Genomic DNA, 25,105 nt, shown 5'->3' with positions numbered 1-25,105 from the left:
AGGTTCCGAATTCTGTGTCGCCGGGGAGGACGCCTTCGCGGGCAAGCCTCGCTCCTACACTGGAATGCATTTCTCTGTAGGAGCGAGGCTTGCCCGCGAATGAGGGCGACGCGGTCTATCTGACCGGGCCTTATTCCATGTCCTTGAGCCAGGCGGTGTCTTTAAACCACTTGTCATGAATGCGGTCGTAGGTGCCGTCTTCGTGGATCTGGTGCAGGAAGTTGTTGATGAAGTTGAGGCTGTCGTAATCACCCTTCTTCAGGCCGAAGGCCAGCGGCTCGTAGGTGAACGGTTTGTCGAGGAACACCAGTTTGCCGGCGCCGACCTTGTTCACCGCCACAACGTTGTACGGGGCGTCGTAGATGAAGGCGTCGGCCTTGCCGTTGACCACATCGAGCACGGCTTCCTGCTCGTTGTCGTAGCCGTGGTATTTGGCTTTGGAGATCAACTTCTTGGCGACCATCTCGCCGGTGGTGCCGAGTTTGGAGGTGATGCGGTAGTCGTCGGTGTTCAGGTCTTTATAGGACTTGATGGTGCCTTCCAGGTCCTTGCGGATCAGCAGGGTCTGGCCGACTACGATGAACGGTTCGCTGAAGTTCAGGCGCAGATTGCGCTCCTGAGTCAGGGTCATGCCGCTGCCGATCATGTCGAACTTGTCGGTCATCAGGGCCGGGATGATCCCGTCGTAGCCGGTGGACACCAGCTCCAGTTTGACGCCCATGGCCTTGGTCATGGCCTTGAGGATGTCGACTTCGAAACCGATGATCTCGCCGCGCTTGTTGGTCATTTCGAAGGGCATGTAGGTCGGGTCCATGCCGACTTTCAGCGTGCCACGCTTGACCGCGTCATCAATGGCACCGGCCTGCGCCGCGTTGACTGCAACCAATGCCGTGACGCCGACCAGCAGCATCGACAGATACTTCTTCATCTTCAAGCCCCCAAAACCATTGCGTTGTGAGGCGCGCAATCGACGATTTTCCTTGGAAAACCGACAGATACGAACAGAAAGCTGCCCGGGCGCACCAATTCGGGGACGGATGCTAACGCACTGGGTTGTTTGCACAAGGGTTTACGCAGGATTTGTTGCTTTGTGGCGGGACCGAAAAGCAAAAGATCGCAGCCTTCGGCAGCTCCTACACGGTGTACATCCGTAGGAGCTGCCGAAGGCTGCGATCTTTTGGGAAGCGCCCCGCTTCTGAAGGAAGCGGGGGTTTTTATCAGGCCAACTGAGGCTGTGCGCTCAGTGGCTTGAGCGGTAGCAGTGGCGCATGCGGATCGGCTTTCACCGATTGCCGCCAGGCGTCCAGCCACTCGGCGTGGCCTTCGCTCCAGACTTGCTCATGCAAGCGACCCAACGCCACCGGGTCACTCAGCAGTTGCAGGCGCTCATGGTTGTTCAGCCCGGCAGGCCCGGCCTTCAACGCATGACGAACACGCTCCACACGCAACCACTCGATCGGCTCGGCCTGACCGTGACGGGACGTCGCCAGCGAGCACGCCAGGGCGTTCTGCTGCGGGTCGACCACGGCGCGGATGAAGCCGTCTTTCAACTGGTGATAACGGTTTTCATGGGTGTACTGATCGGTGGCCAGCAGCGCTTGTGGCGGATTGTATTCCTCAGGGATCAGGAACAGGCTCTCGTCACGGGACTTCAGGCCCAGACCAACACGGCTGGAAATCACCGACACCGGGATCGACAGCATCAGCGAACCGACGATCGGCACCAGCCACCAGAGGAAGCTCGGGTTCAGCCAGATAACCAGCAGGGCCCAGAAGAAGCCCAGCAAGGTTTGCGGACCGTGGCGCTTGACCGCTTCGCTCCATGGCGTGGAGTCGTCGTCACGTTGCGGCGAGTTCCAGGTCGCGGCCCAGCCGAGGAACGCGGCGAGTACGAAACGGGTGTGGAAAATCATCCGCACCGGCGCCAGCAGCATGGAGAACAGCATCTCCAGCAGCATCGAGAACGTCACCTTGAACTTGCCACCGAACTCTTTCGCGCCCTTGGCCCAGATCAGGATGATGCTCAACAGCTTCGGCAGGAACAACAGCACGATGGTCGTCGAGAACAACGCCACGGCTTTGTCCGGATGCCATTGCGGCCACAGCGGATACAGCTGTCGCGGCTCCATGAAGTACTGCGGCTCCATCAACGTGTTCACCGCCAGCAACGCCGTCGACAACACAAGGAAGAAGAACCACAACGGCGCCGACAGGTAAGACATCACACCGGTCAGGAACACCGCACGGTGCACCGGGTGCATGCCCTTGACCAGGAACAGGCGGAAGTTCATCAGGTTACCGTGGCACCAGCGACGGTCACGCTTGAGTTCGTCCAGCAGGTTCGGCGGCAGTTCTTCGTAGCTGCCTGGCAAGTCGTAGGCAATCCACACGCCCCAGCCGGCACGGCGCATCAGCGCAGCTTCGACGAAGTCGTGGGACAGGATCGCACCGGCAAACGCACCTTTACCCGGCAACGGCGCCAAGGCGCAGTGCTCGATAAACGGCTTCATGCGGATGATCGCGTTGTGGCCCCAGTAGTGGGATTCGCCCAACTGCCAGAAGTGCAAACCGGCGGTGAACAGCGGACCGTACACACGGGTCGCAAACTGCTGCATGCGCGCATAAAGGGTGTCCATGCCCGACGCACGTGGCGCGGTCTGGATGATCCCGGCGTCCGGCGTGGCTTCCATCAAGCGCACCAGACTGGTCAAGCAGTCGCCGCTCATCACGGAGTCCGCGTCGAGCACGACCATGTACTTGTAGTCACCGCCCCAACGACGGCAGAAGTCGTCGAGGTTGCCGCTTTTACGTTTGACGCGACGGCGACGGCGGCGATAGAAGATCTTGCCGAAGCCCTTGGCTTCGCGGCAGACGTCCAGCCAGGCCTGTTGCTCGGCCACGCAGATATCGGTTTCGTTACTGTCGCTGAGGACGAAGAAGTCGAAACGGTCCAGGTCACCCGTGGCCGCCACCGACTCGAAAGTCGCCCGCAGACCGGCAAATACACGCGGCACGTCTTCGTTGCAGATCGGCATCACCAGTGCGGTGCGTGCGTCCTTGGCAATCGGCTCGTTGCCGGCGCTTTTACCGGAGATACGGTATTTATCGTGACCGGTGAGCAACTCGAGGAAGCCCATCAGTGCGGTCCAGAAACCGGCCGACACCCAGCAGAACAGAATCCCGAACAGAATCAGGATGCTGGTTTGCAGCGCATACGGCAGCACTTGCGTGGCGGTTTGCAGTAGCGGTTGGTGCAGCACTTCGTTCAGGTCGACGAACGACCAGCCCTGGTACGGCATGATGCCTTTCATGTACCAGCCAGCCACGATGGTCTGGCCGAGCATCAGCACCAGCAGAATGTAACGACGGATCGAACCGACGGTGCGCCAGCGAGCCGCCGGCAACACGCGTTCATCCTTCGGCGGTGCCGGCGGATTGGTGCGACCGGTCATCCGGCGCCAGCCACGCACCAGAATATTGGTGCGCCACGGCTCAGGCACAACCTTGGTCCGGCGAATCGGCGGGGTCGCCTTGAGGACGACACGACCACTGGCGTCAAGCGCCAGCATCTCCGCTTCTTCCAGTTCTTCGGCACTGTTCAGGAGCAGGCGCTTGCCCACCGAGGCTTGCACAGCCTCGGTCGGTGCGTCGAATGTCGAGGACGAAAGACGCTGGTGCAGTTCACTGAAGGACTGGCAGCCCGCGAGTTCCGCGCGCTGCTCGTCGGTCATCGGTAAATGCGCCAGATACTCCGACAGAGTCTCTGGCTTTACTTGAGAATTACTCATCGGCAGGCAACTGGTAGCTCCAGGTTTCGGTCAGGACTTCTTCAGTCGCCGCCGAATCCGGTGTGGCTGGGGCCGCGTCCGCAGCAGCAGGCTGCTTGGCGTCTTTGTTGTCCTTGGCATCGGCAACCGGCTTGGCATCGGCCTGTTTGGCGTCAGCCTGCTTGGCGTCCTTGGTTTCCTTGTCCGCTTTCTCCTGTTGCTTGGCGGCGACTTTGTCGGCCTTGGCAACGGAGGAATTGGAAGCTGGAATCGACGACTTGGCCAGATCCTCAGGCACGATTTTCTCGACCAGGGATGCACGCATCTCGGTGGCCTTGCTCGCGTCCTTGATTTTCATGCGTAGCGTCAGGCGCCAGCCCTTGGTTTCAGGGTTGTAGCGCACGGAGTTCTCGACCAGCTCGGCATTGTCGCCAACGCTGACCTGGCTGCGCACATCGGCAGTTTCCGGCAAAGCGGCCAGGGACGGGCCTTCGAAGTCCACCAGATAGGCAACGGTGCCGTCCGGCTGACGGATCAGGTTCGACTGTTTCACGTCACCAGTGGAACGCAGGGTCTGTTTGACCCAAGCGCTGTCCGGAGCGTGGATAGCGGCTTCGTCGATGGTCCAGTGCATGCGATAAGCGACGTCAAGCGGCTGGCCTGGCTCCGGCAGTTTTTCCGGGCTCCAGAAAGCCACGATGTTGTCGTTGGTTTCGTCGGCGGTCGGAATTTCCACCAGGTCTACAGAACCCTTGCCCCAATCGCCTTTTGGCTCGATCCAGGCACTTGGGCGCTTGTCGTAGCGGTCGTCGAGGTCTTCGTAGTGGCTGAAGTCACGACCACGTTGCAGCAAGCCGAAGCCACGTGGGTTCTCGATGGCGAAGTTGCTTACCGCCAGGTGTTTCGGGTTGTTCAATGGACGCCAGATCCACTCGCCGTTACCGGCATGGATCGACAGACCGCTGGAGTCGTGCAGTTCGCGACGATAGTTCAGCACTTTGGAAGGCTGGTTGGCGCCGAACAGGAACATGCTGGTCAACGGCGCAACGCCGAGCTTGGTGACCTTGTCACGCAAGAACATGCGGGCTTTAACGTCAACTACAGTGTCACTGCCTGGACGCAGGGTCAGGCGGTACGCACCGGTCGCACGCGGCGAATCCAGCAGCGCGAAGATCACCAGGTGCTTGTCACCCGGTTTTGGCTGTTGAATCCAGAACTCGGTGAAACGCGGGAATTCTTCGCCGGACGGCAATGCGGTATCGATGGCCATGCCGCGAGCGGACAAACCATAGGTGTGACCCTTGCCGACAACGCGGAAGTAACTCGCGCCGAGCATGGTCATGATTTCGTCTTGCTTGTCAGCCTTGTTGATCGGGTACAGCACACGGAAACCGGCATAACCCAGTTGCTCGGTGGCTTTAGGATCGAACTTGACGTCGCCGAAATCAAAACGACTTGGGTCGTATTTGATCTCTTCGACGTTGTTGGCCGTGATTTCGTTGATTTTCACCGGGGTGTCGAAGTGCATGCCCTGGTGATAGAACGAAAGCTTGAACGGGGTTTTCTGATCGGCCCACTCGGCTTTTTCAGTGCGGAAACGAATTTTCTGATAATCCGCGAATTTCATTTCGCGGAATTCGTTCGGCAGGTTACTGCGCGGGGCTTCGAATTTCTGCCCGGCCAGCTCTTTCGCCTTGACCGACACATCATCCAGGTTGAATGCCCAAAGCTGGCCGGCGCTGAGCAGACACAGCAGTGCAGAGCCCGCTACCAGAGCGCTTCGGAACCGTTGGGCAGACAATTTTGGTGCATTACAGGGACTAACAATCACGAGCAACCCTCGCCGAAAACAGATCAAAAAACCAACGGCCAGCTATCTATATGCCAGGTTGGCGAGCATTGTTCCGACTCCTCTGGGGCTAAATGATTCCCCAACAGGTTCCGGGCAAGTCTCTACCTAAGTCAAAATGGGCCAACGAACGCTGATCCCCGTAGCGCGCGATTATCTAGTAGGCCGCGTTACAACGCATCAGGGGTAACAAAGTATTTATCGCGAAAAACCCCTGTTTTCAGTCGAAATGCCCTTAAAAACATGTTTCAGGGGCTTTCAGGTCTGTAACAGGAAGGTTACCGGGCCATCATTGACCAGGTGCACCTGCATATCCGCGCCGAATCTACCTGATGCCACAGTGCCATGCACCTCTTTCGCTCTGCCTAATAGATAGTCGAAAAGTTCTTCACCGAGGGCCGGAGGCGCCGCCGTCGAAAAACTCGGGCGCAACCCGCTCTTGGTGTCGGCCGCCAGGGTGAACTGCGAGACCAGCAGCAGGCCACCACCGACATCCGCCAGGGACAGATTCATCTTGCCTTCTGTATCACTGAATACACGATAGTTAAGCAGTTTATGCAGAAGTTTGTCGGCGCTGGCCCGCGTGTCCTCGGGCTCGACCGCCACCAGAACCAGCAAACCCTGGTCCACCGCGCCAACGACCTCCCCCGCTACCTCGACTCGCGCGCCACGCACGCGTTGCAGCAGGCCTTTCATGCTTCTTCAGGCGGCAGATCAAGCAAGCGCCGGGCCATCTGACCAGCGGCACGCACCAAGGCATCGGTGATACCCGGTTCAGACGCAGCGTGGCCGGCATCGCGGATCACCTGCAACTCGCTGTTCGGCCAGGCTTGATGCAGTTCCCAGGCATTGTCCAACGGGCAGATCACGTCGTAACGGCCATGCACGATCACGCCGGGCAAATGGGCGATCTTGCCCATGTCACGAATCAGCTGGTTCGGCTCGAGGAACGCATTGTTGGTGAAGTAGTGGCATTCGATCCTGGCAATCGACAGCGCGCGCTGCGGCTCGGAGAAACGATCGACCACCAGCGGGTTCGGGCGCAGGGTCGCGGTCCGGCCTTCCCAGGTGGACCAGGCCTTGGCCGCGTGCATCTGGGCGATCTGATCGTTGCCGGTCAGACGTTTGTGAAAAGCCGTGAGCAAGTCGCCGCGCTCGTCCAGCGGGATCGGCGCGATGTAGTCCTGCCAGTAGTCGGGAAACAGACGACTGGCGCCGGCCTGATAGAACCACTCGATTTCCTGCGGACGGCAAAGAAAAATCCCGCGCAGGATCAGACCGTGCACACGCTCCGGGTGGGTTTGCGCGTAGGCCAGGGCCAGGGTCGAACCCCAGGAGCCGCCGAACAGCACCCATTTCTCGATGTTCAGGTGTTTGCGGATCCGCTCAAGGTCGGCGACCAGATCCCAGGTGGTGTTGTTTTCAAGGTTGGCGTGGGGCGTGGAGCGACCGCAGCCGCGCTGGTCGAAGGTGACAATGCGATACAGGTTGGGATCGAAGTACCGACGGCTCTGTGCATCACACCCGGCGCCGGGGCCGCCGTGGATGAACACCACCGGCAAACCTTCCGGTGAACCGCTTTCGTCGACATACAGCGTGTGGGTTTTATCGACGGCCAGATCGTGCCGGGCGTAGGGTTTGATCTGCGGGTACAAAGTCTGCATTGCACGCTCCGTAAGGGGTCGAGGTCATCCCTGGGGGGACTTCAATTATTCTGCCGTCCGGCATCATAAACCCGAATTACGTCAATGAGCATGCACTTGCAACGTCAGAGTCTGTCAGCCAGAAACCCGAGCAGGTTTTCATAGAGCCGGTCGACCTCCGCGACCTGCCTGCGAGCGCGTAAACAGCCGTGAACCAGCCCTTCGCCGTAGTACAACTTCGCGCTCACGCCAGCGGCGTTGAGTTGCTCGGCATAGCGCACACCGTCGTCGCGCAGCGGGTCGAATTGCGCCACGGCGATCAGCGCGGGGGGCAAACCGCTGAAATCGTCGGCAAGCAATGGCATGGCATAGGCGCTCGTTTGTCCGGCGCCACGCAAATAGAGCGCGTGATAACAATCCACGTCGCTGCTGCTGAGTAACGGCGCGTCGGCACATTCGCTGCGCGACGGTGATTGATGATCGCCGCCCAGGCCAGGATAAATCAGCACTTGTGCGCAGGGCATCGGCTCGCCTGTATCGCGCAAGGCCAGGCATAACGCCGCGGCCAGATTGCCGCCAGCGCTGTCCCCGGCGACCAGCATCCGCTCTGGATCGAACCAGAACGGTCCTGAACGCAAGGCGCGCCAGACTTTCAGGCAATCTTCAAAACCTGCCGGGAATGGATGCTCGGGCGCCAGCCGATAATCCACGGCCACCACCATCGTCCCCAACGCCGCCGCCAACTCGGCGCAGATGAAGTCATGGGAGTCCAAATCCCCGACCACCCAACCGCCACCGTGCAGGTACAAAATGCACGGCCAGCCGCTGGTCGGTGGCGTCACCGGCGGTCGATAGGAGCGCACCGCCACGCCCGCCAGCGTGAAGTCGGTGACCTCCAGCCCGGCGGGACGCGGCGGGGTAAACGCCCGGCACATCTCGCTGTAGGCCTGGCGCAACCCAGTGAGGCTGCTGTCGGTGCTGTTGAAGCCGAGGGTTTTCTCGACGAAGGCCGACATCTGGTCAGAGAGGGGGTAAGTAGACATGGGCCTGCCGCCGATTCTTCAAGGGTTTGAGATAACCCTGTGGGAGCGGGCTTGCTCGCGAAGGCGGTGTGTCAGTCGACACAACTGTTGCCTGACACACCGCCTTCGCGAGCAAGCCCGCTCCCACAGGTTCTTCATTCCAAGTCAGGGTTTCAGGCTGGCCTGCACGGTCGCCACGCCATCCTTGCCATCAAAACTGCTGACACCCGCCAGCCAGCGCTGAAGGTCTTCCGGGTGATCGCGCAGCCAGGCCTTGGCAACCTCCTGCGGCGTTTTGCGCTCCATGATCGGCACCATCAACTGGCTTTCCTGGGACGCGGTAAACGTCAGGTTTTGCAGCAGGCGATTCACGTTCGGGCAGCGTTCGGCGTAGTCCGGGGCGGTCACTGTGGAGACAGTCGCCGCACCTTCGTTCGGGCCGTACACATCTTCACTGCCGGTCAGGTAGGCGATTTTCATGTTGATGTTCATCGGGTGCGGGGTCCAGCCGACGAACACTACGAACTCCTTGCGGTTCACCGCCCGCTGCACGGCGGCGAGCATGCCGGCCTCACCGGACTCGATCAGTTTGAAATCCTTCAGGCCGAAGTGATTGGTTTCGATCATGGTTTTGATGGTGGTGTTGGCGCCGCTGCCCGGCTCGATGCCGTAGATCTTGCCGCCGAGCTGATCCTTGAACTTGGCGATATCGGCGAAGGTTTTCAGCCCCGCCGCTGCGACGTATTCCGGTACGGCGAGGGTGGCCTGGGCGTCGGCCAGGCTCGGTTTGTCCATGACCTTGACTTGATTGGCGGCGATGAACGGGGCGATGTTCTTGTCCATCGCCGGTTTCCAGTAACCGAGGAAAATATCGAGGCGCTTGTCGCGGATGCCGGCGAAGATGATCTGCTGCACGGCGCTGGTTTGTTTGCTTTCGTAGCCCAGGCCATTGAGCAACACATCGGCCATGCCGCTGGTGGCGATCACATCGGTCCAGTTGACCACGCCCATGCGCACAGCTTTGCAGGAAGGGTCTTCACTGGCCAGGACGCTGGTACTCAAAAGAGCGGTGCCGCAGAGGATGGAGAGACAGCGGGTGAACAAACTTTTGGTGCTTGTCATGAATGGCGTTCTCGTGCGGCAGATTATTGTCGGGGCCGGTGTCTTCACGCACCGTGCCCGGAACATTACGCAGCGCCGAGAAGGTAAAAGCGAACTGTAGCGACCGAGATTTGCACGGTGGCGACAGTGATGGCCTTAAAAGATCGCAGCCTTCGGCAGCTCCTACAGGATCGGGTTTTCACACGATCAATGTAGGAGCTGCCGAAGGCTGCGATCTTTTGATTTTATGCGTTGTAGTGCTTTTGGCCCCACGCCAACAACCCTTGCAGCAACTCCTTGAGCACCACTTGCGTCGGTTCAGCCAGATCAGGTCGATAGCGGAACGGTTCAAACTCTTCCATGTACGTGCACTGCCCCAGTTCCAGTTGCACCGCGTGGATGTTTTCGGCCGGGTTGCCGTAATGCCGGGTGATGTGGCCGCCCTTGAAGCGGCCGTTCAGCACGTGGCTGTAATCGGTGTGTTTCGCGCAGATGGCTTCCAGTTGCGTGGCCAACTGAGGATCGCAACTAGCGCCGTTGAAGGTGCCGAGGTTGAAGTCCGGCAGTTTGCCGTCGAACAGGTGCGGGATGATCGAGCGGATCGAGTGCGCATCGAACAGCAGCGCGTAGCCGAACTCGGCTTTGAGTCGCGCCAGCTCGTTCTGCAACGTGCTGTGATACGGCGTCCAGATTTGCTCCAGATAGGTCGCGCGCTCGGCTGCCGACGGTTCCATGCCCTCGCGAAACAAGGGAATGCCGTCGAACAGGATCGATGGGTACAGACCGGTGGTGGCGCCGACGTACATCGGTTTGTCGTCGGACGGTCGGTTCAGGTCGATGACAAACCGCGAGTACTCGGCGGCCAGGGTGCTGGCGCCCAGTTCTGCGGCAAATTCATACAGCTGCGGAATGTGCCAATCGGTATCGGGCAAGCTGCGTGCGTCGGGGATCAACCCGGCCTCGACCGCCGGGGTCAGGCGCAGGCCGGCGTGGGGCATGCTGATCAGCAGCGGCACGCGGCCTTGTTTGAAGTTCAGAACCTTATCCACAACCGTTCTCCTAAACGCTAATTTCGACGCCGTGACGCACGACGCGTTTTTCCAGGTCACCGCCCAGCCAGTACGACAAGTCGGCGGGACGATCGATTTGCCAGGCCACAAAGTCGGCGACCTTGCCGACTTCCAGCGAACCGTGAGTCTCGGCCATGCCCAGCGCGGTGGCGGCATGAATCGTCGCGCCGGCCAGGGCTTCTTCCGGGGTCATGCGGAAACAGGTGCAGGCCATGTTCAGCATCAGACGCAGCGACAGCGCCGGCGAGGTGCCGGGGTTGAGGTCGCTGGCGATGGCGATTTTCACGCCGTGTTTGCGCAAGGCGTCCATCGGCGGCAATTGGGTTTCGCGCAGGAAGTAGAACGCTCCCGGCAGCAACACTGCGACGGTGCCGGACGCGGCCATGGCGATGGCATCGTCTTCATCCATGAACTCCAGGTGATCGGCGGACAGCGCGTGATAACGCGCGGCCAGGCTCGAACCGTGGAGGGACGACAACTGCTCGGCGTGCAGCTTCACCGGCAAACCGAGTTCCTGGGCGGTGATGAAGACGCGCTCGACCTGCGCCGGCGAGAACGCCAGGTACTCACAAAACGCATCTACCGCATCGACTAGCCCTTCGGCCGCCAGGGCCGGGAGCATTTCAGCGCAGATGTGATCGATGTAGTCGTCGGCGCGATCCTTGTATTCCGGCGGCAAGGCGTGGGCCGCCAGGCACGTGCTGCGCACGCTGACCGGCAGCTCGGCGCCGAGGCGACGGATGACCCGCAGGATCTTGCGTTCGCTGGCCAGGTCCAGGCCGTAGCCGGATTTCATTTCGACCGTGGTCACGCCGTCGCGCATCAGGCTTTTCAGGCGCTTGGCGGCGCTGGCAAACAGTTCGTCTTCACTGGCGGCGCGGGTGGCGCGCACGGTGCTGGCGATGCCGCCACCGGCCGCGGCGATTTCCGAGTAGCTGACGCCTTGCAGGCGCTGCTCGAATTCACCGCTGCGGTTACCGCCGAACACCGTATGGGTGTGGCAGTCGATCAGGCCCGGGGTAACCCAGGCCCCTTTCAAATCGTTGACCGCCGGATATTCACCGGACGGCAGTTCAGCACGTGGGCCGATCCACTCAATGTGCGCACCGGACGTCACGATGGCCGCATCCTCGATGATCGAGTAGACGCCTTGCGCCATGGTTGCGACGTGGCAGTGTTGCCAGAGAGTTTTCATCCCTTAGTCTCCACAAAATTCAAAATCGATTCGCGAGCAAGCCCGCTCCCACATGGGAATGCGTACTCCTGTGGGAGCGGGCTTGCTCGCGAAGAGGCCATTACAGGCTAGGCAGCAACTTCGCCGACACCAGCTCATTCAGGCAGCGGGTCGCCAACAACTCGCTCGCGGCGTTGATGTCCGGTGCAAAGAACCGGTCTTTCTCATAGAACGGCACTTCAGCGCGCAGGATGGCGCGAGCCTTTTCCAACTTGGCCGAAGTCTTCAGGCCTTCACGCAGATCCAGACCCTGGCACGCCGCCAGCCATTCCACGGCCAGCACGCCGCGAGTGTTCTCGGCCATTTCCCACAGACGCTTGCCAGCGGCCGGGGCCATCGACACGTGGTCTTCCTGGTTGGCGGAGGTCGGCAGGCTGTCCACCGAATGCGGATGGGACAACGCCTTGTTCTCGCTGGCGAGTGCCGCTGCGGTCACTTGAGCGATCATGAAACCGGAGTTCACGCCGCCATTGGCCACCAGGAACGGCGGCAGTTGCGACATGTGCTTGTCCATCATCAGCGAGATGCGGCGTTCGCTCAGAGAACCGATTTCGGCGATGGCCAACGCCATGTTGTCAGCGGCCATGGCCACTGGTTCGGCGTGGAAGTTACCGCCAGAGATCACGTCGCCTTCAGCGGCGAAAACCAACGGGTTGTCGGAAACGGCGTTGGCTTCGACGGCCAGCACTTCGGCAGCCTGGCGGAACTGGGTCAGGCAGGCGCCCATGACTTGCGGCTGGCAGCGCAGGGAGTACGGGTCCTGAACCTTCTCGCAGTTCTCGTGGGAAGCGGACACTTCACTGCGCTCACCGAGCAAATCACGGTAAGCGGCAGCGGCGTCGATCTGGCCTTTCTGGCCGCGAGCCGCATGGATGCGCGCGTCGAACGGCGAGCGCGAGCCCAACACCGCTTCAACCGTCATGCCACCAATGGCCAGGGCGCCAGCGAACAGGTCTTCGCCTTCAAACAGACCGCGCAGTGCGTAAGCGGTAGAAACCTGAGTGCCGTTGAGCAGCGCCAGGCCTTCTTTCGCAGCCAGGGTCAGCGGAGTCAGACCGGCGACTTTCAGCGCTTCGGTGGCTTCCATCCATTCGCCCTTGTAGCGAGCCTTGCCTTCGCCCAGCAGCACCAGGGACATATGGGCCAAAGGCGCGAGGTCACCGGAAGCACCGACCGAGCCTTTCAATGGAATGTGCGGGTAAACCTCAGCGTTGATCAGCGCGATCAGCGCATCAATGACCACGCGACGAATACCGGAGAAACCACGGCTCAGGCTGTTGACCTTGAGCACCATGACCAAGCGTACCAGCGCGTCGCTGATTGGCTCGCCAACACCGGCGGCGTGGGACAGCACCAGCGAGCGCTGCAGGTTTTCCAGGTCTTCGCTGGCGATGCGGGTCGAGGCCAGCAGGCCGAAACCGGTGTTGATGCCGTAGGCGGTGCGGTTCTCGGCGAGGATCTGTTCCACGCAGGCAACGCTGGCTTCAATCTGGGCCGAGGCGCTGTTGTCGAGGGTGATTTTGACCGGTTGCTGATAGATATCACGCAGTTGGGCAAGGCTCAGTTGCCCGGGAATCAAATTTAGCGCAGTCACTTTTATTCTCCTTTTGAGAGTTTTTATTAACTAACCAGACGCTCCGGAAATGTCCGTTGTCCGTCGCTTCCCGACTTTGTGAGAGGGGCTGGCGCCTTGGCACGCTGGTGTTGTGGATTTCAGTTCAGATTGGGTAAAGCCTTGTGCAGCAAAATCGGGTCTTTCAACACGCTGGCAGCGGCGGCGATATCTGGCGCCAGCCAACGGTCCTGGTCGTAGGCCGGAACGCGTTCGCGCAGCAGACGCCACGCCGAATTGGTGCCAGCGCCAAAGCGCTGCTCTTTCAAGAATTCAAACGCCTGGGCCGCCAACAGGTACTCGATGGCGAGGATCTGCGTGACGTTTTCCAGGGCGCGATGCAGCTTCAGAGCGGCGTTGGTACCCAGGCTCAAATGGTCTTCCTGCAAACCGGAAGTGACATAGTTATCGAGCACCGCCGGTTGCGCCAATTGGCGGTTTTCCGCACACAACGAAGCGGCGACATACTGGACGATCATCATCCCGGAGTTAACCCCCGGATTGGCCACGAGGAATGCCGGCAAACCGCTGACGTGCGGGTTGATCAAACGGTCCAGACGCCGCTCGGCGATGGAGCCGATTTCGGCCATGGCAATCGCCAGCAAATCCGCCGCCATTGCCACGGATTGACCGTGGGGGTTGGCCTGGGACATCACGCGATAGTTATCCGGCGTGCCCAGCAGCATCGGGTTATCGGTGACCGAGTTGAGTTCGGTTTCGATCTGCTGCCGGGCGTGCTCCAGTTGATCGCGCGCAGCGCCGTGGACTTGCGGGATCGAACGGATGCTCAACGCATCCTGAGTGCGAATACCTTTGCTCGAAGCAATCACTTCACTGCCATCCAGCAACGCCCGCAGGTTGATGCCGACTTGCTGCATGCCCGGGTGCGGTTTGAGCGCGATGATCTCGGCGTCGAATGCTGCGATCTGACCGCGTTGGGCTTCGAAACTCATGGCACCGATCACGTCGGCCCATTGCACCAGGCGCGTCGCGTCGGCCAGCGCCAGACAGCTGAGGCCGGTCATGCACGGCGTGCCGTTGACCAGGCACAAACCGTCCTTGGCGCCGAGCTGAACCGGCTCCAGGCCTTCTTCGGCCAGGGCTTGTCGCGCGGAGACGATCTGCCCGCGATAGCTGACATTGCCGACACCCAGCAGCGCAATGCTGATGTGGGCCATGTGGGTCAGGTAACCCACCGAACCTTGGGACGGCACTTGCGGGGTGATGCCGCGATTGAGCAACGCGAGCAAGGCTTCAACGACCCGGCGATGGATGCCGGATTTGCCATGGCTGTAGTTGCGAATGGCGGCGCAGATAATGGCGCGAGTCTGTTCGTCGGCCAATGGTGCGCCGACGCCACAGGCGTGGCTGAGCAAAGTATTGCGAGACAACTGGCTGAGTTGTTCGTCTTTCAGCGAGACGTTGCACAAGGCGCCGAGGCCGGTGTTGACGCCATACGCACGCTCGCCGCTGGCGACGATGCGTTGGACGATGGCCTGGGCATTGTCGATCCGTGCCCAGGTCGCGGGCGACAGCTCAAGCTGCGCGCCATGACGGGCGACGGCCACCACATCCTGCCAACGCAGCGGGGCGTCGGCGATAACGATTTTTTCAGCCTGGGACATCTTTGACCTCAATCGTGAATCCTGAATATTTGTGCAGCTTCACCGCCGCTTTCGCGAGCAGGCTCGCTCCCACAGGGGATATGCATTCCATTGTGGGAGCGAGCCTGCTCGCGAAGGGGCCGGCCCAGCCACCACACACTTCTCAGACCACCGCAGCCCGCCGCTGCACGAACCGGTCGACATATTCATCCGCCGGCGAGTGCAGGATCTCTCTTGGCGTGCCGACCTGGATCAGGCGCCCGTCCTTGAGAATCGCGATGCGATTGCCGATGCGCACAGCCTCGTCGAGGTCGTGGGTGATGAACACGATGGTCTTGTGCAGGGTCTTTTGCAGTTCCAGCAACTGGTCCTGCATCTCCGCGCGAATCAGCGGGTCGAGGGCGCTGAACGCTTCGTCCATCAGGATGATGTCGGTGTCCGCCGCCAGGGCGCGGGCCAGGCCTACACGTTGGCGCATGCCGCCCGAGAGCTGGTGCGGGTATTTGTTTTCGTAGCCCTTGAGGCCCACGGTGTTGATCCAGTGCAGCGCGCGTTCGGAGCACATTTGCTTGCTCTCGCCACGCACTTTCAAGCCGTAGGCGACGTTGTCCACCACGGTCTTGTGCGGCAGCAGGCCGAAGCTCTGGAACACCATGCTGATCTTGTGCCGGCGAAATTCGCGCAGGGCTTCCATGTCGTATTGCAGGATGTCCACGCCATCCACCAGGATCGCGCCGCTGGTCGGGTCGATCAGGCGATTGAAGTGGCGCACCAGGGTCGATTTGCCGGAACCCGACAGGCCCATGATCACGAAGATCTCGCCGGTGCCGATGCTCAGGGACAAGTCGTTCACGCCGACCACGCAGCCGGTCTCTGCCAGCACCTGATCCTTGGTCTTGCCCTGGCCAATCATGCCCAGTGCTTCCTTGGAACGGTTGCCGAAAATCTTGAAGACGTTTTTGACTTCGATTTTGCTCACGGTTGCGTCGTTCATTTGCTCACCTCATGCCGTGGCCGACCATACGCTTGAGTAATGCGGTCGATCACCACTGCTAGAATCACGATCGCCAGACCGGCTTCGAGGCCACGTCCGACGTTGAGGGTCTGAATCCCCACCAACACGTCTTCGCCCAAGCCACGGGCACCGATCATCGAGGCGATTACCACCATCGACAGGGCCATCATGGTGGTCTGGTTGATCCCGGCCATGATGCTCGGCAGGGCCAGCGGCAGTTGCACGCCGAACAGTTGCTGCCAACGGTTGGCACCGAAGGCGTTGATCGCTTCCATCACTTCACCGTCTACCTGGCGGATGCCCAGGTCGGTCAGGCGGATCAGCGGTGGCGCGGCGTAGATCACGGTGGCGAAAATCGCCGGGACCTTGCCCAGGCCGAACAGCATCAGCACCGGGATCAGGTACACGAAACTCGGCATGGTCTGCATGATGTCCAGCAACGGCATCAGCACCGAACGCAGGCGATTGCTGCGTGCCGAGAGAATGCCCAGCGGAATGCCGATCAGCACCGAAATGACCGTCGCCACCATCATCAGCGCGAGGGTCTGCATCAGCTTGTCCCAGAGCCCGACGGCGCCAACCAGGAACAGCAGACCGACGATCACTGCCGTGGTCACGACTTTACGGGTCGCGTGCCAGGCCACGCCCGCCACGATTGCCAGCATCAGCCACCAGGGCGCCGCACGCAGCAAGCCTTCAAGATTGACGATGGCCCACAACAGGGTGTCGGAGATGTGCCGGAACACGTCGCCGTAGTTGGTGACCAGCGAATCGACCCAACCGTTGACCCAGTCGGCGATGGAAAAGGTAAAGCTTTCGGGAAACATAAGAGACTCTCAATCAAGGGGTTGCGATCAAGCGTCCGACTGCCGTTGCCGACAGTCGGAGAGGCCTAACCTACAAGGCCGCGTCGATTTTCTTGGCTGCGTCTTCGCTCACCCATGCGTGCCAGACTTCAGGATGTTCCTTCAAGAAGATCTTGGCCAGTTTTGGCGATTCGATCCGCTCTTTGGTCATGCGCCCGAGGTTCTGGTTGAGGATGTCGATTGGCAGATTGACCTTTTCCAGCACGGCCACCAGTTCCGGGGCTTCGTCGTGGAAAGTCTTGGACAGGCCGACCTTGATGGTCACGCTTTTGTCCACGCCTGGCTTCTCTTCGAGTTTGACCAGGTCAACCTGACCCATCAGCGGCGTTGGCGACCAGTAGTAAAACAGGATCGGCTCGCCGCGCTTGTAGCTCGACAGCACCGCCGCATCCAGCGCCGGGCCAGTGCCTGGGCGGAAGTTGGTGTAGGTGCTTTCCAGACCGTAGCTTTTCAGCATTTCGCTGTTGTCGAGTTCACAGGTCCAGCCGGCCGGGCAGTTGTAGAAACGACCCTTGGATGGCTCTTCCTGATCCTTGAACACGGCCGAGTATTTGGCCAGGTCGGCAATGTTTTTCAGGTCCGGTGCCTTAGGCTCCAGCTTGCGCTTGGCATCGCCTTCGATCACGTAGCGCGGCACGTACCAGCCTTCGATTGCACCCACAACCGGAGCGCCGACGCCGACGACTTTGCCGGCCTTCTCGGCCTTGTTCCAGACTTCGCTGCGGCCGACCCACTCTTCGGCAAACACTTGGATGTCGTTGCTGCTCAGGGCGTTTTCCATGGTGATGGAGTTGCCTGGCAAGCTGTCGGTCTTGCAGTCGTAGCCTTTCTCCAACACGACTTGCAGCACGTCGGTCAGCAGCATGGCGCTTTCCCAGTTCAGGCCGGCAAATTTCACCGGTTTGCCCGACTCGCACCAACCGGCCGCCTGGGTGGCTCCGGCGCTGGCCAGCAGGCCCATGGAAAGCAATGTGGTCAGCAGGGTCTTGTTCGATTTCATTGTTGTGACGCTCCTAATCATGAGTTGGCTTACGGCAGTCAAGAGGCATCCAGCCCTGTCCACGTCCAATCAGGCCTGCGCCGCAGCGCGACCGGCCCCGCTTGTTTTAGGTTGTACAACGCTGTCCTGCTCGACCGGCAGAATCAGTTGATCGGGCACTGTGCCGTGCCATTTTTTGGCGCACACGTAATACAGGGCTGCGGGAAGCACCAGACCGATGATCCAGGAAATATCCACATCGCCCAAAGCTGCCACCAGCGGACCGGTATAGAACTTGGTGGAAATGAACGGCAACTGCACCAGCACACCGAACACATAGATGCTGATACCGAGCATGTTCCAGCGGCCGTAGCGACCGTTCGGATCGGCCAGCGCCGGCACGTCATAGCGCTCACGGGTGATGCAGTAGTAGTCCACCAGGTTGATCGCGCTCCATGGCGTAAAGAATGCGAGCAGGAACAGGATGAAGGACTTGAACGCACCGAGGAACGAGTGTTGGCCGAGCAGCGCCATCAGGGTCGCAGCTCCGACGATGACCAGCACGAAGACCAGACGCTGCAAGCGCGTGACCTTCAGCTCACCACGGAAACCGCTGATGATGGTCGCAATGCACATGAAGCTGCCGTAGGAGTTCAGCGTGGAAATGGTGACTTTGCCGAACGCGATGCTGAAGTACAGCAGCGCAGCAGTGGCACCGGTACCGCCCAGACCCACGATATAGGCCACTTCGTGACCGACGAATTGCCCGTTGGCCGACGCAGCGGCAAACACGCCGAGGATCATCGCCACCTGCGCGCCAATCACCGAACCCGCACCGGCGGCGAAAAAGGTTTTGACCGAGGAAGTCTTGCTCGGCAGGTAGCGTGAATAGTCAGCCACGTAAGGACCGAATGCGATCTGCCAGGACGCCGCGAGCGACACCGCCAGCAGGAAGCTGCTCCAGCTGAAGTGGCGGATTTGCAAGAGTGCGCCAACGTCTGTCTGGCTGATCAGGCGACTGAACAGGTAAACAAAGGCAATCACACCAATGACACTGGCAATGCGGCCAATCCAATGGATCACCCGATAACCGAGCACCGTGACCAGCACGATGACACTGGCGAAAATGAGGATACCGACGGTGTCACTGACACCAAACAACTGGCCCAGGGCCTGGCCGGAAAGCACGGTCCCCGTTGCGGTGAAACCGAGGTACATCAAACACACCAGCACGATCGGGATGGCCGCGCCATACACGCCGAACTGCACGCGGCTGGAGATCATTTGCGGCAGGCCAAGCTTGGGCCCTTGCGCGGCATGCAGCGCCATCACGCCGCCGCCGAGCAATTGCCCGATCAGCAAACCGATCAACGACCAGAACACATCACCACCGAGCACGACGGCGAGAGCGCCCGTCACGATGGCGGTGATTTGCAGGTTGGCACCCATCCACAAGGTGAACTGGCTCAACAGACGACCGTGTCTTTCCGCTTCCGGGATGTAGTCGATCGAGCGCTTCTCGATCAACGGTTTACTGCCTGCACGATCGCTGTTAACAGCCATGATTCAACCTCTGTGGATTGTTGTCGGTGTTGGTGTGATCCCCTGTAGGAGCTGTCGAGTGAAACGAGGCTGCGATCTTTTCAAGATCAAGATCAAAAGATCGCAGCCTTCGGCAGCTCCTACAGGGTTTTGCATCAGGGCAAAGCCTGTTTTTATTTGCCGGTGATCATCGGCAGATTCAGGCCCTGTTCCTTGGCGCAGTCGATCGCGATCTGGTAACCCGCATCGGCGTGACGCATAACGCCGGTCGCCGGGTCGTTGTGCAGCACGCGAGCGATACGCTCGGCCGCTTCGTCCGTACCGTCGCAGACAATCACCATGCCCGAGTGCTGGGAGAAGCCCATGCCGACGCCGCCGCCGTGGTGCAGAGAAACCCAGGTCGCGCCGCTCGCGGTGTTGAGCAGGGCGTTGAGCAGTGGCCAGTCGGACACAGCGTCGGAACCGTCCTGCATCGACTCGGTTTCGCGGTTCGGGCTGGCGACCGAACCGGAGTCCAGGTGGTCGCGACCGATCACGATTGGCGCGGACAATTCACCGCTGCGCACCATTTCGTTGAACGCCAGGCCAAGCTTGGCGCGCAGGCCCAGGCCAACCCAGCAGATACGTGCCGGCAGACCCTGGAAGCTGATGCGCTCGCGGGCCATGTCCAGCCAGTTGTGCAGGTGGGCGTCGTCCGGGATCAGCTCTTTTACTTTAGCGTCGGTCTTGTAGATGTCTTCCGCGTTACCCGACAGCGCAGCCCAACGGAACGGGCCGATGCCACGGCAGAACAGCGGACGGATGTAAGCCGGTACGAAGCCTGGGAAATCGAATGCGTTTTCCACGCCTTCTTCCTGGGCCATCTGACGGATGTTGTTGCCGTAGTCGAAGGTCGGAATGCCCATTTTCTGGAATTCGAGCATCGCTTTAACGTGCACGGCCATCGATTGCTTGGCGGCTTTCACGACAGCAGCAGGCTCGGTCTTGGCGCGAGCGCGGTACTCTTCCCAAGTCCAGCCAGCCGGCAGGTAACCGTTGAGCGGGTCGTGGGCGCTGGTCTGGTCGGTGACCATGTCCGGGCGTACGCCGCGCTTGACCAGTTCCGGCAGGATTTCCGCCGCGTTACCCAGCAGTGCGATGGAGATCGCCTTGCCTTCTTTGGTGTATTTCTCGATGCGGGCCAGAGCGTCGTCGAGGTCGGTGGCTTGCTCGTCGACGTAGCGGCTGTTCAGGCGGAAGTCGATGCTGACCTGCTGGCATTCGATGTTCAGCGAGCAAGCGCCGGCCAAAGTTGCAGCCAGAGGCTGAGCGCCGCCCATGCCGCCGAGGCCGGCGGTCAGGACCCAACGACCTTTCAGGTCATCGTTGTAGTGTTGGCGACCGGCTTCGACGAAGGTTTCGTAGGTGCCTTGGACGATGCCTTGGCTGCCGATGTAGATCCAGCTGCCGGCGGTCATCTGGCCGTACATGGCCAGGCCTTTGGCGTCGAGTTCGTTGAAGTGCTCCCAGCTCGCCCAGTGTGGCACCAGGTTGGAGTTGGCGATCAGTACGCGCGGTGCATTGGTGTGGGTCTTGAACACGCCGACCGGCTTGCCAGATTGCACCAGCAGGGTCTCGTCGTCATTCAGGTTGGTCAGGCTTTCGACGATCTTGTCGTAGCACTCCCAGTTACGCGCCGCACGACCGATACCACCGTAAACCACCAGTTCTTTAGGGTTCTCGGCAACTTCCGGGTCGAGGTTGTTCATCAACATGCGCAGCGGCGCTTCGGTCAGCCAGCTCTTGGCGGTCAGCTTGTTACCGCGTGCGGCGCGGATTTCTACGTCACGGTACTTAGTGGGCTTATTGTCAGTCACGAAAAAGACTCCTCAGCGATCAATTCAAACCAACCCTGGCAGTGGGCAAGCCAGCCTGTGCGCGTCGTTGCGCCACAAGCGAATCAGTGGACGCTGCGAGGAGTCTCGGTCGACTCATACGCATACGTCTTTACTTGTACATACAAGCATATGCAATCAAGCGGCCAACTTATTGGATGGGCATTCAAGAAAAGTTTTCTGGGACGCTGGAAGGCCCATGGAACAAGGGTTTTGACGAAGATGAAATTTTTGGTGGGGGATTTTGCGGAGGGGAGGCAGCTGTTACTTGAGCGGGGTTTTGCGCCACGCTGGGGCGTTCGGTAACAAAATGGTGCGCGATTTGGAACGTCGGAAAGCAAAAGATCGCAGCCTCGTTTCACTCGACAGCTCCTACGCGGGATGGCGCTCATCCTGTAGGAGCTGTCGAGTGAAACGAGGCTGCGATCTTTTAAAAATCTTGAATCAGCGTGCAGTCAGCTCAATCACGCAGCATTGGCCGTTACTGGAGACTTCCAGCAAACCAGCATTACCATCAAGTTGCAGGCAATCATGGCGACCCAATTGTGCATCGCTGTTACCCACTTTCACGTCCAGCGCCTCGGTGACACTGAACACCAGCACCGTCCCGGCCGAACTGAAAAACCGCTGCTCGCCTTCCAGCCACTGCAACCGCGCGCTGTAACGCCGCGGCGCGTAGATCAGGTTGAAATCGCGAATTGGCCCGCCGAGCAAGGCGCACGACACCTGGCTCTCACCGCTAAAGGCAAATGGGTCCAGCGGTAACAACGGCCGCGTGTCTTGGCCATCGACGCGCAAGGTCATGCCGTCGCCTTGCAGCACGGTGATCACACGCTCATAGCCGGCGAACGTCGAGAAGCCGCCCGACTCACCGATATCGGCAATCGACAGGCGCCAGCCGAAACCATCGAGGCCTGTGCCCGCATCGCGGGTGATTTCTTCAGTGCTGCCGCCGCCGTTTTTCCACGGCATGCGCGGGTAGTCTTTGGCGCGTAAAACCTTCATTTTCATTTATGGAACCGACCTTCCAGACGATGACGGGAACCGGGGTGGATCAAACGAGCGGCGGTCACTGGCTGACGGCCGGACCAGGTGCGGCGACGGATCAGCAGGCACGGCTCGCCCTTTTCAATCTGCAGCAATTTGCACTCGGAGGCTTCAGCCAGTATCGCCTCGACCACGTGCTCGCCTTCGGTCAGCGGCGCGACCTGGTTCAAATAGGCATAAGGCGTTTGCAGGGTGAAGTCCTGCTTGAGGTAATCCGGGGCCACCAGCGCGTTGACGAAACGGTCTTCGATTTGCACCGGAATGTCGTTTTCGAAATGCACGATCAGCGAGTGGAAGACCTTCTGGCCTTCGCGCATGTCCAGAGCCAGGGCGCGCTCGGAACCGGCGGCCTCCTCTTCGAGGGTAATCACCTGGCAGGTGTGGCGGTGACCGCGGGAGGCGATTTCGTCGGCGATGTTGTGCACTTCAAACAGGGCAGACTGGCTTTTCGGCTCGGCGACAAACGTGCCGACACCTTGCATGCGCACCAACAGACCGTCGGCGGTCATCTCGCGCAGGGCGCGATTGATGGTCATGCGGCTGAAGCCCAGTTGATTGACCAGCTCGCTTTCCGACGGAACGCGGTAGTGCGGCGGCCAGTTTCCACTGTCGATTTGCTGGGTGATCATCTGTTTGACGCGGGCGTACAAGGGCGCCGGACTGTCGCCCATGTTCGCGGCCAACGGTGACACTGCAGGCGGAGTCGGCACGGTTAATCCTTGTTCGTTTGGAATAGGTTGCTAGCTTGCCGGAGTTTACCGAGCAGGCAAACGTCTGTATATGTATATACAAATAACACACGATGGGGTGCTGAACCATGTCCGCCTTCTTTGCCGAACGCGCGCTGCTGCCTAGTGGATGGGCCAACAATGTACGTCTTGAGGTCAGCGCCGATGGCGTCTTGACCCATATCCAGGCCGATTCCCACGCAGATGGCGCCGAACGGCTAAGCGGTCCGCTGCTGCCGGGCATGCCGAATCTGCATTCCCACGCCTTCCAGCGAGCCATGGCCGGGCTGGCGGAAGTGGCGGGCAATCCGAACGACAGTTTCTGGACCTGGCGCGATTTGATGTATCGCCTCGTCGGAAAAATCAGCCCGGACCAGCTCGGCATTATCGCCCGTCAGCTGTACATCGAAATGCTCAAGGCCGGTTACACCTCGGTCGCGGAATTTCATTACGTACACCACGACACCAATGGCCAGCCCTACGCTGACCCGGCCGAACTGGCGCTGCGCATCAGCCAGGCCGCGAGCTCCGCCGGTATCGGTTTGACCTTGCTGCCGGTGCTCTACAGCCACTCCGGTTTCGGTGGCCAGGCCCCGAACGATGGCCAGCGGCGCTTTATCAACAGCACCGAAAACTACCTCACGCTCCAGTCGCGTTTGCAGCCAATCCTGGCGCAGCAACCGGCGCAATCGCTTGGCCTGTGTTTCCACTCGCTGCGCGCGGTCACCCCGCAGCAAATCAGCGAAGTGTTGGCCGCCAGTGACAAGCAATGCCCGGTGCACATCCACATCGCCGAACAGCAGAAGGAAGTCGATGACTGCCTGAGCTGGAGCGGCCGCCGTCCGCTGCAATGGCTGTACGAAAACACCGAAGTCGATCAGCGCTGGTGCCTGGTCCACGCAACCCACGCCAACCCGGAAGAAGTCACGCTGATGGCCAAGAGTCGCGCCATCGCCGGCCTGTGCCTGACCACCGAAGCCAACCTCGGCGACGGGATTTTCCCCGCCGTTGATTTTCTCGCCCAGGGCGGACGCATGGGCATCGGGTCCGACAGCCATGTGTCATTGAGCGTGGTGGAAGAATTGCGTTGGCTGGAATATGGCCAGCGGTTGCGGGATCAGCGGCGTAATCGTTTGTATGGCGCGGAGCAGCCGATGGTGGGCCGCACGCTGTATGACGCGGCGCTGGATGGCGGCGCTCAGGCATTGGGGCAGCCGATTGGTGCACTGGAAGTCGGCAAGCGCGCGGACTGGTTGGTGCTGGACGGTAATGATCCGTATCTGGCGACGGCCAGTGGTGACGGGATTTTGAATCGCTGGTTGTTTGCTGGCGGTGATCGCCAGGTACGTGATGTGCTGGTTAACGGCCAGTGGGTTGTGCGGGATGGGCGTCATGCGGGCGAAGAAGAAAGCAACCGGGCGTTTACCCAAGTCCTGCGCGACCTTTTGGGCTAACACAAAAACAAATGTGGGAGCGGGCTTGCTCGCGAAGGCGCTGTGTCAGTCAACATCAATGTTGAATGAACAACCGCTTTCGCGAGCAAGCCCGCTCCCACATGGGTGATGCGCTAGCCGTCAGTTCGAGGTCTTGGCCATCTTCGTATCCGACGCACGCCAGATCAGTCGCGTGGTGTCGTAACCCTGCTGACGCGCCTTGCTCAGCAGTTCTTCACGCACCACGCCGTTGACCGTCGGGGTCCGGGACAGCAGCCACAGATACTTGCGGCTCGGGTCGCCAACAATGGCGGTCTTGTAGTCGTCGCTGACGTACAGCACCCAGTATTCGCCCTTCGCCACACCCGGAATCAGCCGCGAAAACCAGTTGTCGAACTCGACCCATAGCTTGTCGGTCTTGCCCGGCACCTGTGGATAAGCCGTGCCCTTGGCCTCTTCCCATTGCCAGTCCGGCGTCAGGCAGCGGTTGAGCACTGCCACATTACCGTCCGGCTTGAGGGTGTAATGCGCTTCGGATTGCGCGCAGTTGCGCTGGAAGTACATCGGCAGGCGGGCCAACTCGTACCAGGTGCCCTGGTAACGCTTGAGGTTGACGCTGTTGGCCGTCTTGGGTGCTAACGGATCTACACCAGAAGAGGCGCAGCCAGCCAATACCAGGCCAGCGAAAAGAACTATCAATAACCGCTTCATTGTTTTTC

20 protein-coding genes are annotated in these 25,105 nt (G+C 60.3%); 1 reads left to right on the top strand and 19 read right to left on the bottom strand.

Translation table 11 applies throughout. The annotated features are described in order from the left end of the window. Positions 1–130: 130 nt before the first annotated feature. The 18 genes from LOY68_RS01920 to hutC all read right to left on the bottom strand — a co-directional run bounded on the left by LOY68_RS01920 (position 131) and on the right by hutC (position 22,896). Complete coding sequence (locus LOY68_RS01920) at positions 131–928, bottom strand: transporter substrate-binding domain-containing protein (RefSeq protein WP_163907845.1); 798 nt, start codon at positions 926–928, stop codon at positions 131–133. A gap of 289 nt (positions 929–1,217) precedes the next feature. Beyond that, complete coding sequence (gene mdoH, locus LOY68_RS01915) at positions 1,218–3,788, bottom strand: glucans biosynthesis glucosyltransferase MdoH (RefSeq protein WP_265042599.1); 2,571 nt, start codon at positions 3,786–3,788, stop codon at positions 1,218–1,220. Continuing rightward, positions 3,781–5,598 (bottom strand): glucan biosynthesis protein G, encoded by a 1,818-nt coding sequence (locus LOY68_RS01910; RefSeq protein ID WP_265042598.1) that lies wholly within the window; start codon positions 5,596–5,598, stop codon positions 3,781–3,783. The genes mdoH and LOY68_RS01910 overlap by 8 nt, the downstream gene beginning before the upstream one ends. A 276-nt stretch (positions 5,599–5,874) precedes the next feature. Then, positions 5,875–6,312 (bottom strand): D-aminoacyl-tRNA deacylase, encoded by a 438-nt coding sequence (dtd, locus tag LOY68_RS01905; RefSeq protein WP_054054664.1) that lies wholly within the window; start codon positions 6,310–6,312, stop codon positions 5,875–5,877. After that, positions 6,309–7,280 carry a prolyl aminopeptidase gene (gene pip / locus LOY68_RS01900; protein WP_054054666.1) on the bottom strand — a complete coding sequence of 324 codons (972 nt, stop codon included), beginning with the start codon at positions 7,278–7,280 and terminating at the stop codon, positions 6,309–6,311. Before pip ends, dtd begins: the two co-directional genes overlap by 4 nt. A gap of 104 nt (positions 7,281–7,384) precedes the next feature. Next, complete coding sequence (locus LOY68_RS01895; RefSeq protein WP_265042596.1) at positions 7,385–8,302, bottom strand: alpha/beta hydrolase; 918 nt, start codon at positions 8,300–8,302, stop codon at positions 7,385–7,387. Positions 8,303–8,446: 144 nt separating this feature from the next. Next, positions 8,447–9,403 carry a choline ABC transporter substrate-binding protein gene (locus LOY68_RS01890; RefSeq protein WP_265042594.1) on the bottom strand — a complete coding sequence of 319 codons (957 nt, stop codon included), beginning with the start codon at positions 9,401–9,403 and terminating at the stop codon, positions 8,447–8,449. Between the two features lie 224 nt (positions 9,404–9,627). Then, complete coding sequence (hutG, locus tag LOY68_RS01885) at positions 9,628–10,431, bottom strand: N-formylglutamate deformylase (RefSeq protein WP_265042592.1); 804 nt, start codon at positions 10,429–10,431, stop codon at positions 9,628–9,630. Between the two features lie 10 nt (positions 10,432–10,441). Further along, a complete protein-coding gene (hutI, locus tag LOY68_RS01880) occupies positions 10,442–11,647 on the bottom strand; it encodes an imidazolonepropionase (RefSeq protein ID WP_265042591.1) in 1,206 nt (401 codons plus the stop codon). Positions 11,648–11,747: 100 nt separating this feature from the next. Next, the gene (gene hutH / locus LOY68_RS01875) at positions 11,748–13,280 is read right to left on the bottom strand and encodes a histidine ammonia-lyase (RefSeq protein WP_265042589.1); all 1,533 of its coding nucleotides are present in this window, start codon (positions 13,278–13,280) and stop codon (positions 11,748–11,750) included. Between the two features lie 119 nt (positions 13,281–13,399). Continuing rightward, positions 13,400–14,923, bottom strand: a complete 1,524-nt coding sequence (gene hutH, locus LOY68_RS01870; RefSeq protein ID WP_265042587.1) for a histidine ammonia-lyase — start codon at positions 14,921–14,923, stop codon at positions 13,400–13,402. Between the two features lie 142 nt (positions 14,924–15,065). Continuing rightward, positions 15,066–15,896, bottom strand: a complete 831-nt coding sequence (locus LOY68_RS01865; RefSeq protein WP_054616477.1) for a quaternary amine ABC transporter ATP-binding protein — start codon at positions 15,894–15,896, stop codon at positions 15,066–15,068. Then, entirely contained in the window at positions 15,893–16,744 is an 852-nt protein-coding gene (locus LOY68_RS01860) for an ABC transporter permease (protein ID WP_010464518.1), read from the bottom strand. The genes LOY68_RS01865 and LOY68_RS01860 overlap by 4 nt, the downstream gene beginning before the upstream one ends. A 70-nt stretch (positions 16,745–16,814) precedes the next feature. Continuing rightward, on the bottom strand, positions 16,815–17,783 hold the full coding sequence (locus LOY68_RS01855; RefSeq protein ID WP_054054682.1) for an ABC transporter substrate-binding protein: 969 nt from the start codon (positions 17,781–17,783) through the stop codon (positions 16,815–16,817). A gap of 69 nt (positions 17,784–17,852) precedes the next feature. Further along, on the bottom strand, positions 17,853–19,325 hold the full coding sequence (locus LOY68_RS01850; RefSeq protein ID WP_054616479.1) for a purine-cytosine permease family protein: 1,473 nt from the start codon (positions 19,323–19,325) through the stop codon (positions 17,853–17,855). Positions 19,326–19,477: 152 nt separating this feature from the next. Beyond that, positions 19,478–21,160 carry a urocanate hydratase gene (hutU, locus tag LOY68_RS01845; RefSeq protein ID WP_054616480.1) on the bottom strand — a complete coding sequence of 561 codons (1,683 nt, stop codon included), beginning with the start codon at positions 21,158–21,160 and terminating at the stop codon, positions 19,478–19,480. A gap of 462 nt (positions 21,161–21,622) precedes the next feature. After that, positions 21,623–22,189 carry a HutD family protein gene (locus LOY68_RS01840; RefSeq protein WP_265042585.1) on the bottom strand — a complete coding sequence of 189 codons (567 nt, stop codon included), beginning with the start codon at positions 22,187–22,189 and terminating at the stop codon, positions 21,623–21,625. Beyond that, complete coding sequence (gene hutC / locus LOY68_RS01835) at positions 22,186–22,896, bottom strand: histidine utilization repressor (protein ID WP_177331472.1); 711 nt, start codon at positions 22,894–22,896, stop codon at positions 22,186–22,188. The genes LOY68_RS01840 and hutC overlap by 4 nt, the downstream gene beginning before the upstream one ends. A 146-nt stretch (positions 22,897–23,042) precedes the next feature. Between hutC and LOY68_RS01830 the strand changes: the two genes are divergently transcribed. Next, positions 23,043–24,407: a formimidoylglutamate deiminase gene (locus tag LOY68_RS01830; RefSeq protein WP_163907824.1), complete on the top strand. Its 1,365-nt coding sequence runs from the start codon at positions 23,043–23,045 to the stop codon at positions 24,405–24,407. A gap of 120 nt (positions 24,408–24,527) precedes the next feature. Here the strand turns inward: LOY68_RS01830 and LOY68_RS01825 are convergent, their stop codons facing one another. Further along, complete coding sequence (locus LOY68_RS01825; RefSeq protein ID WP_054054694.1) at positions 24,528–25,097, bottom strand: lipocalin family protein; 570 nt, start codon at positions 25,095–25,097, stop codon at positions 24,528–24,530. Positions 25,098–25,105: the final 8 nt, after the last annotated feature.

The sequence above is a fragment of the Pseudomonas sp. B21-053 genome (assembly GCF_026016365.1).
GTDB classification, from domain to species: domain Bacteria; phylum Pseudomonadota; class Gammaproteobacteria; order Pseudomonadales; family Pseudomonadaceae; genus Aquipseudomonas; species Aquipseudomonas nunensis.
The sequence above is the reverse complement of the archived record's forward strand: the minus strand, read 5'-3'. Positions and strand labels throughout refer to the sequence as shown.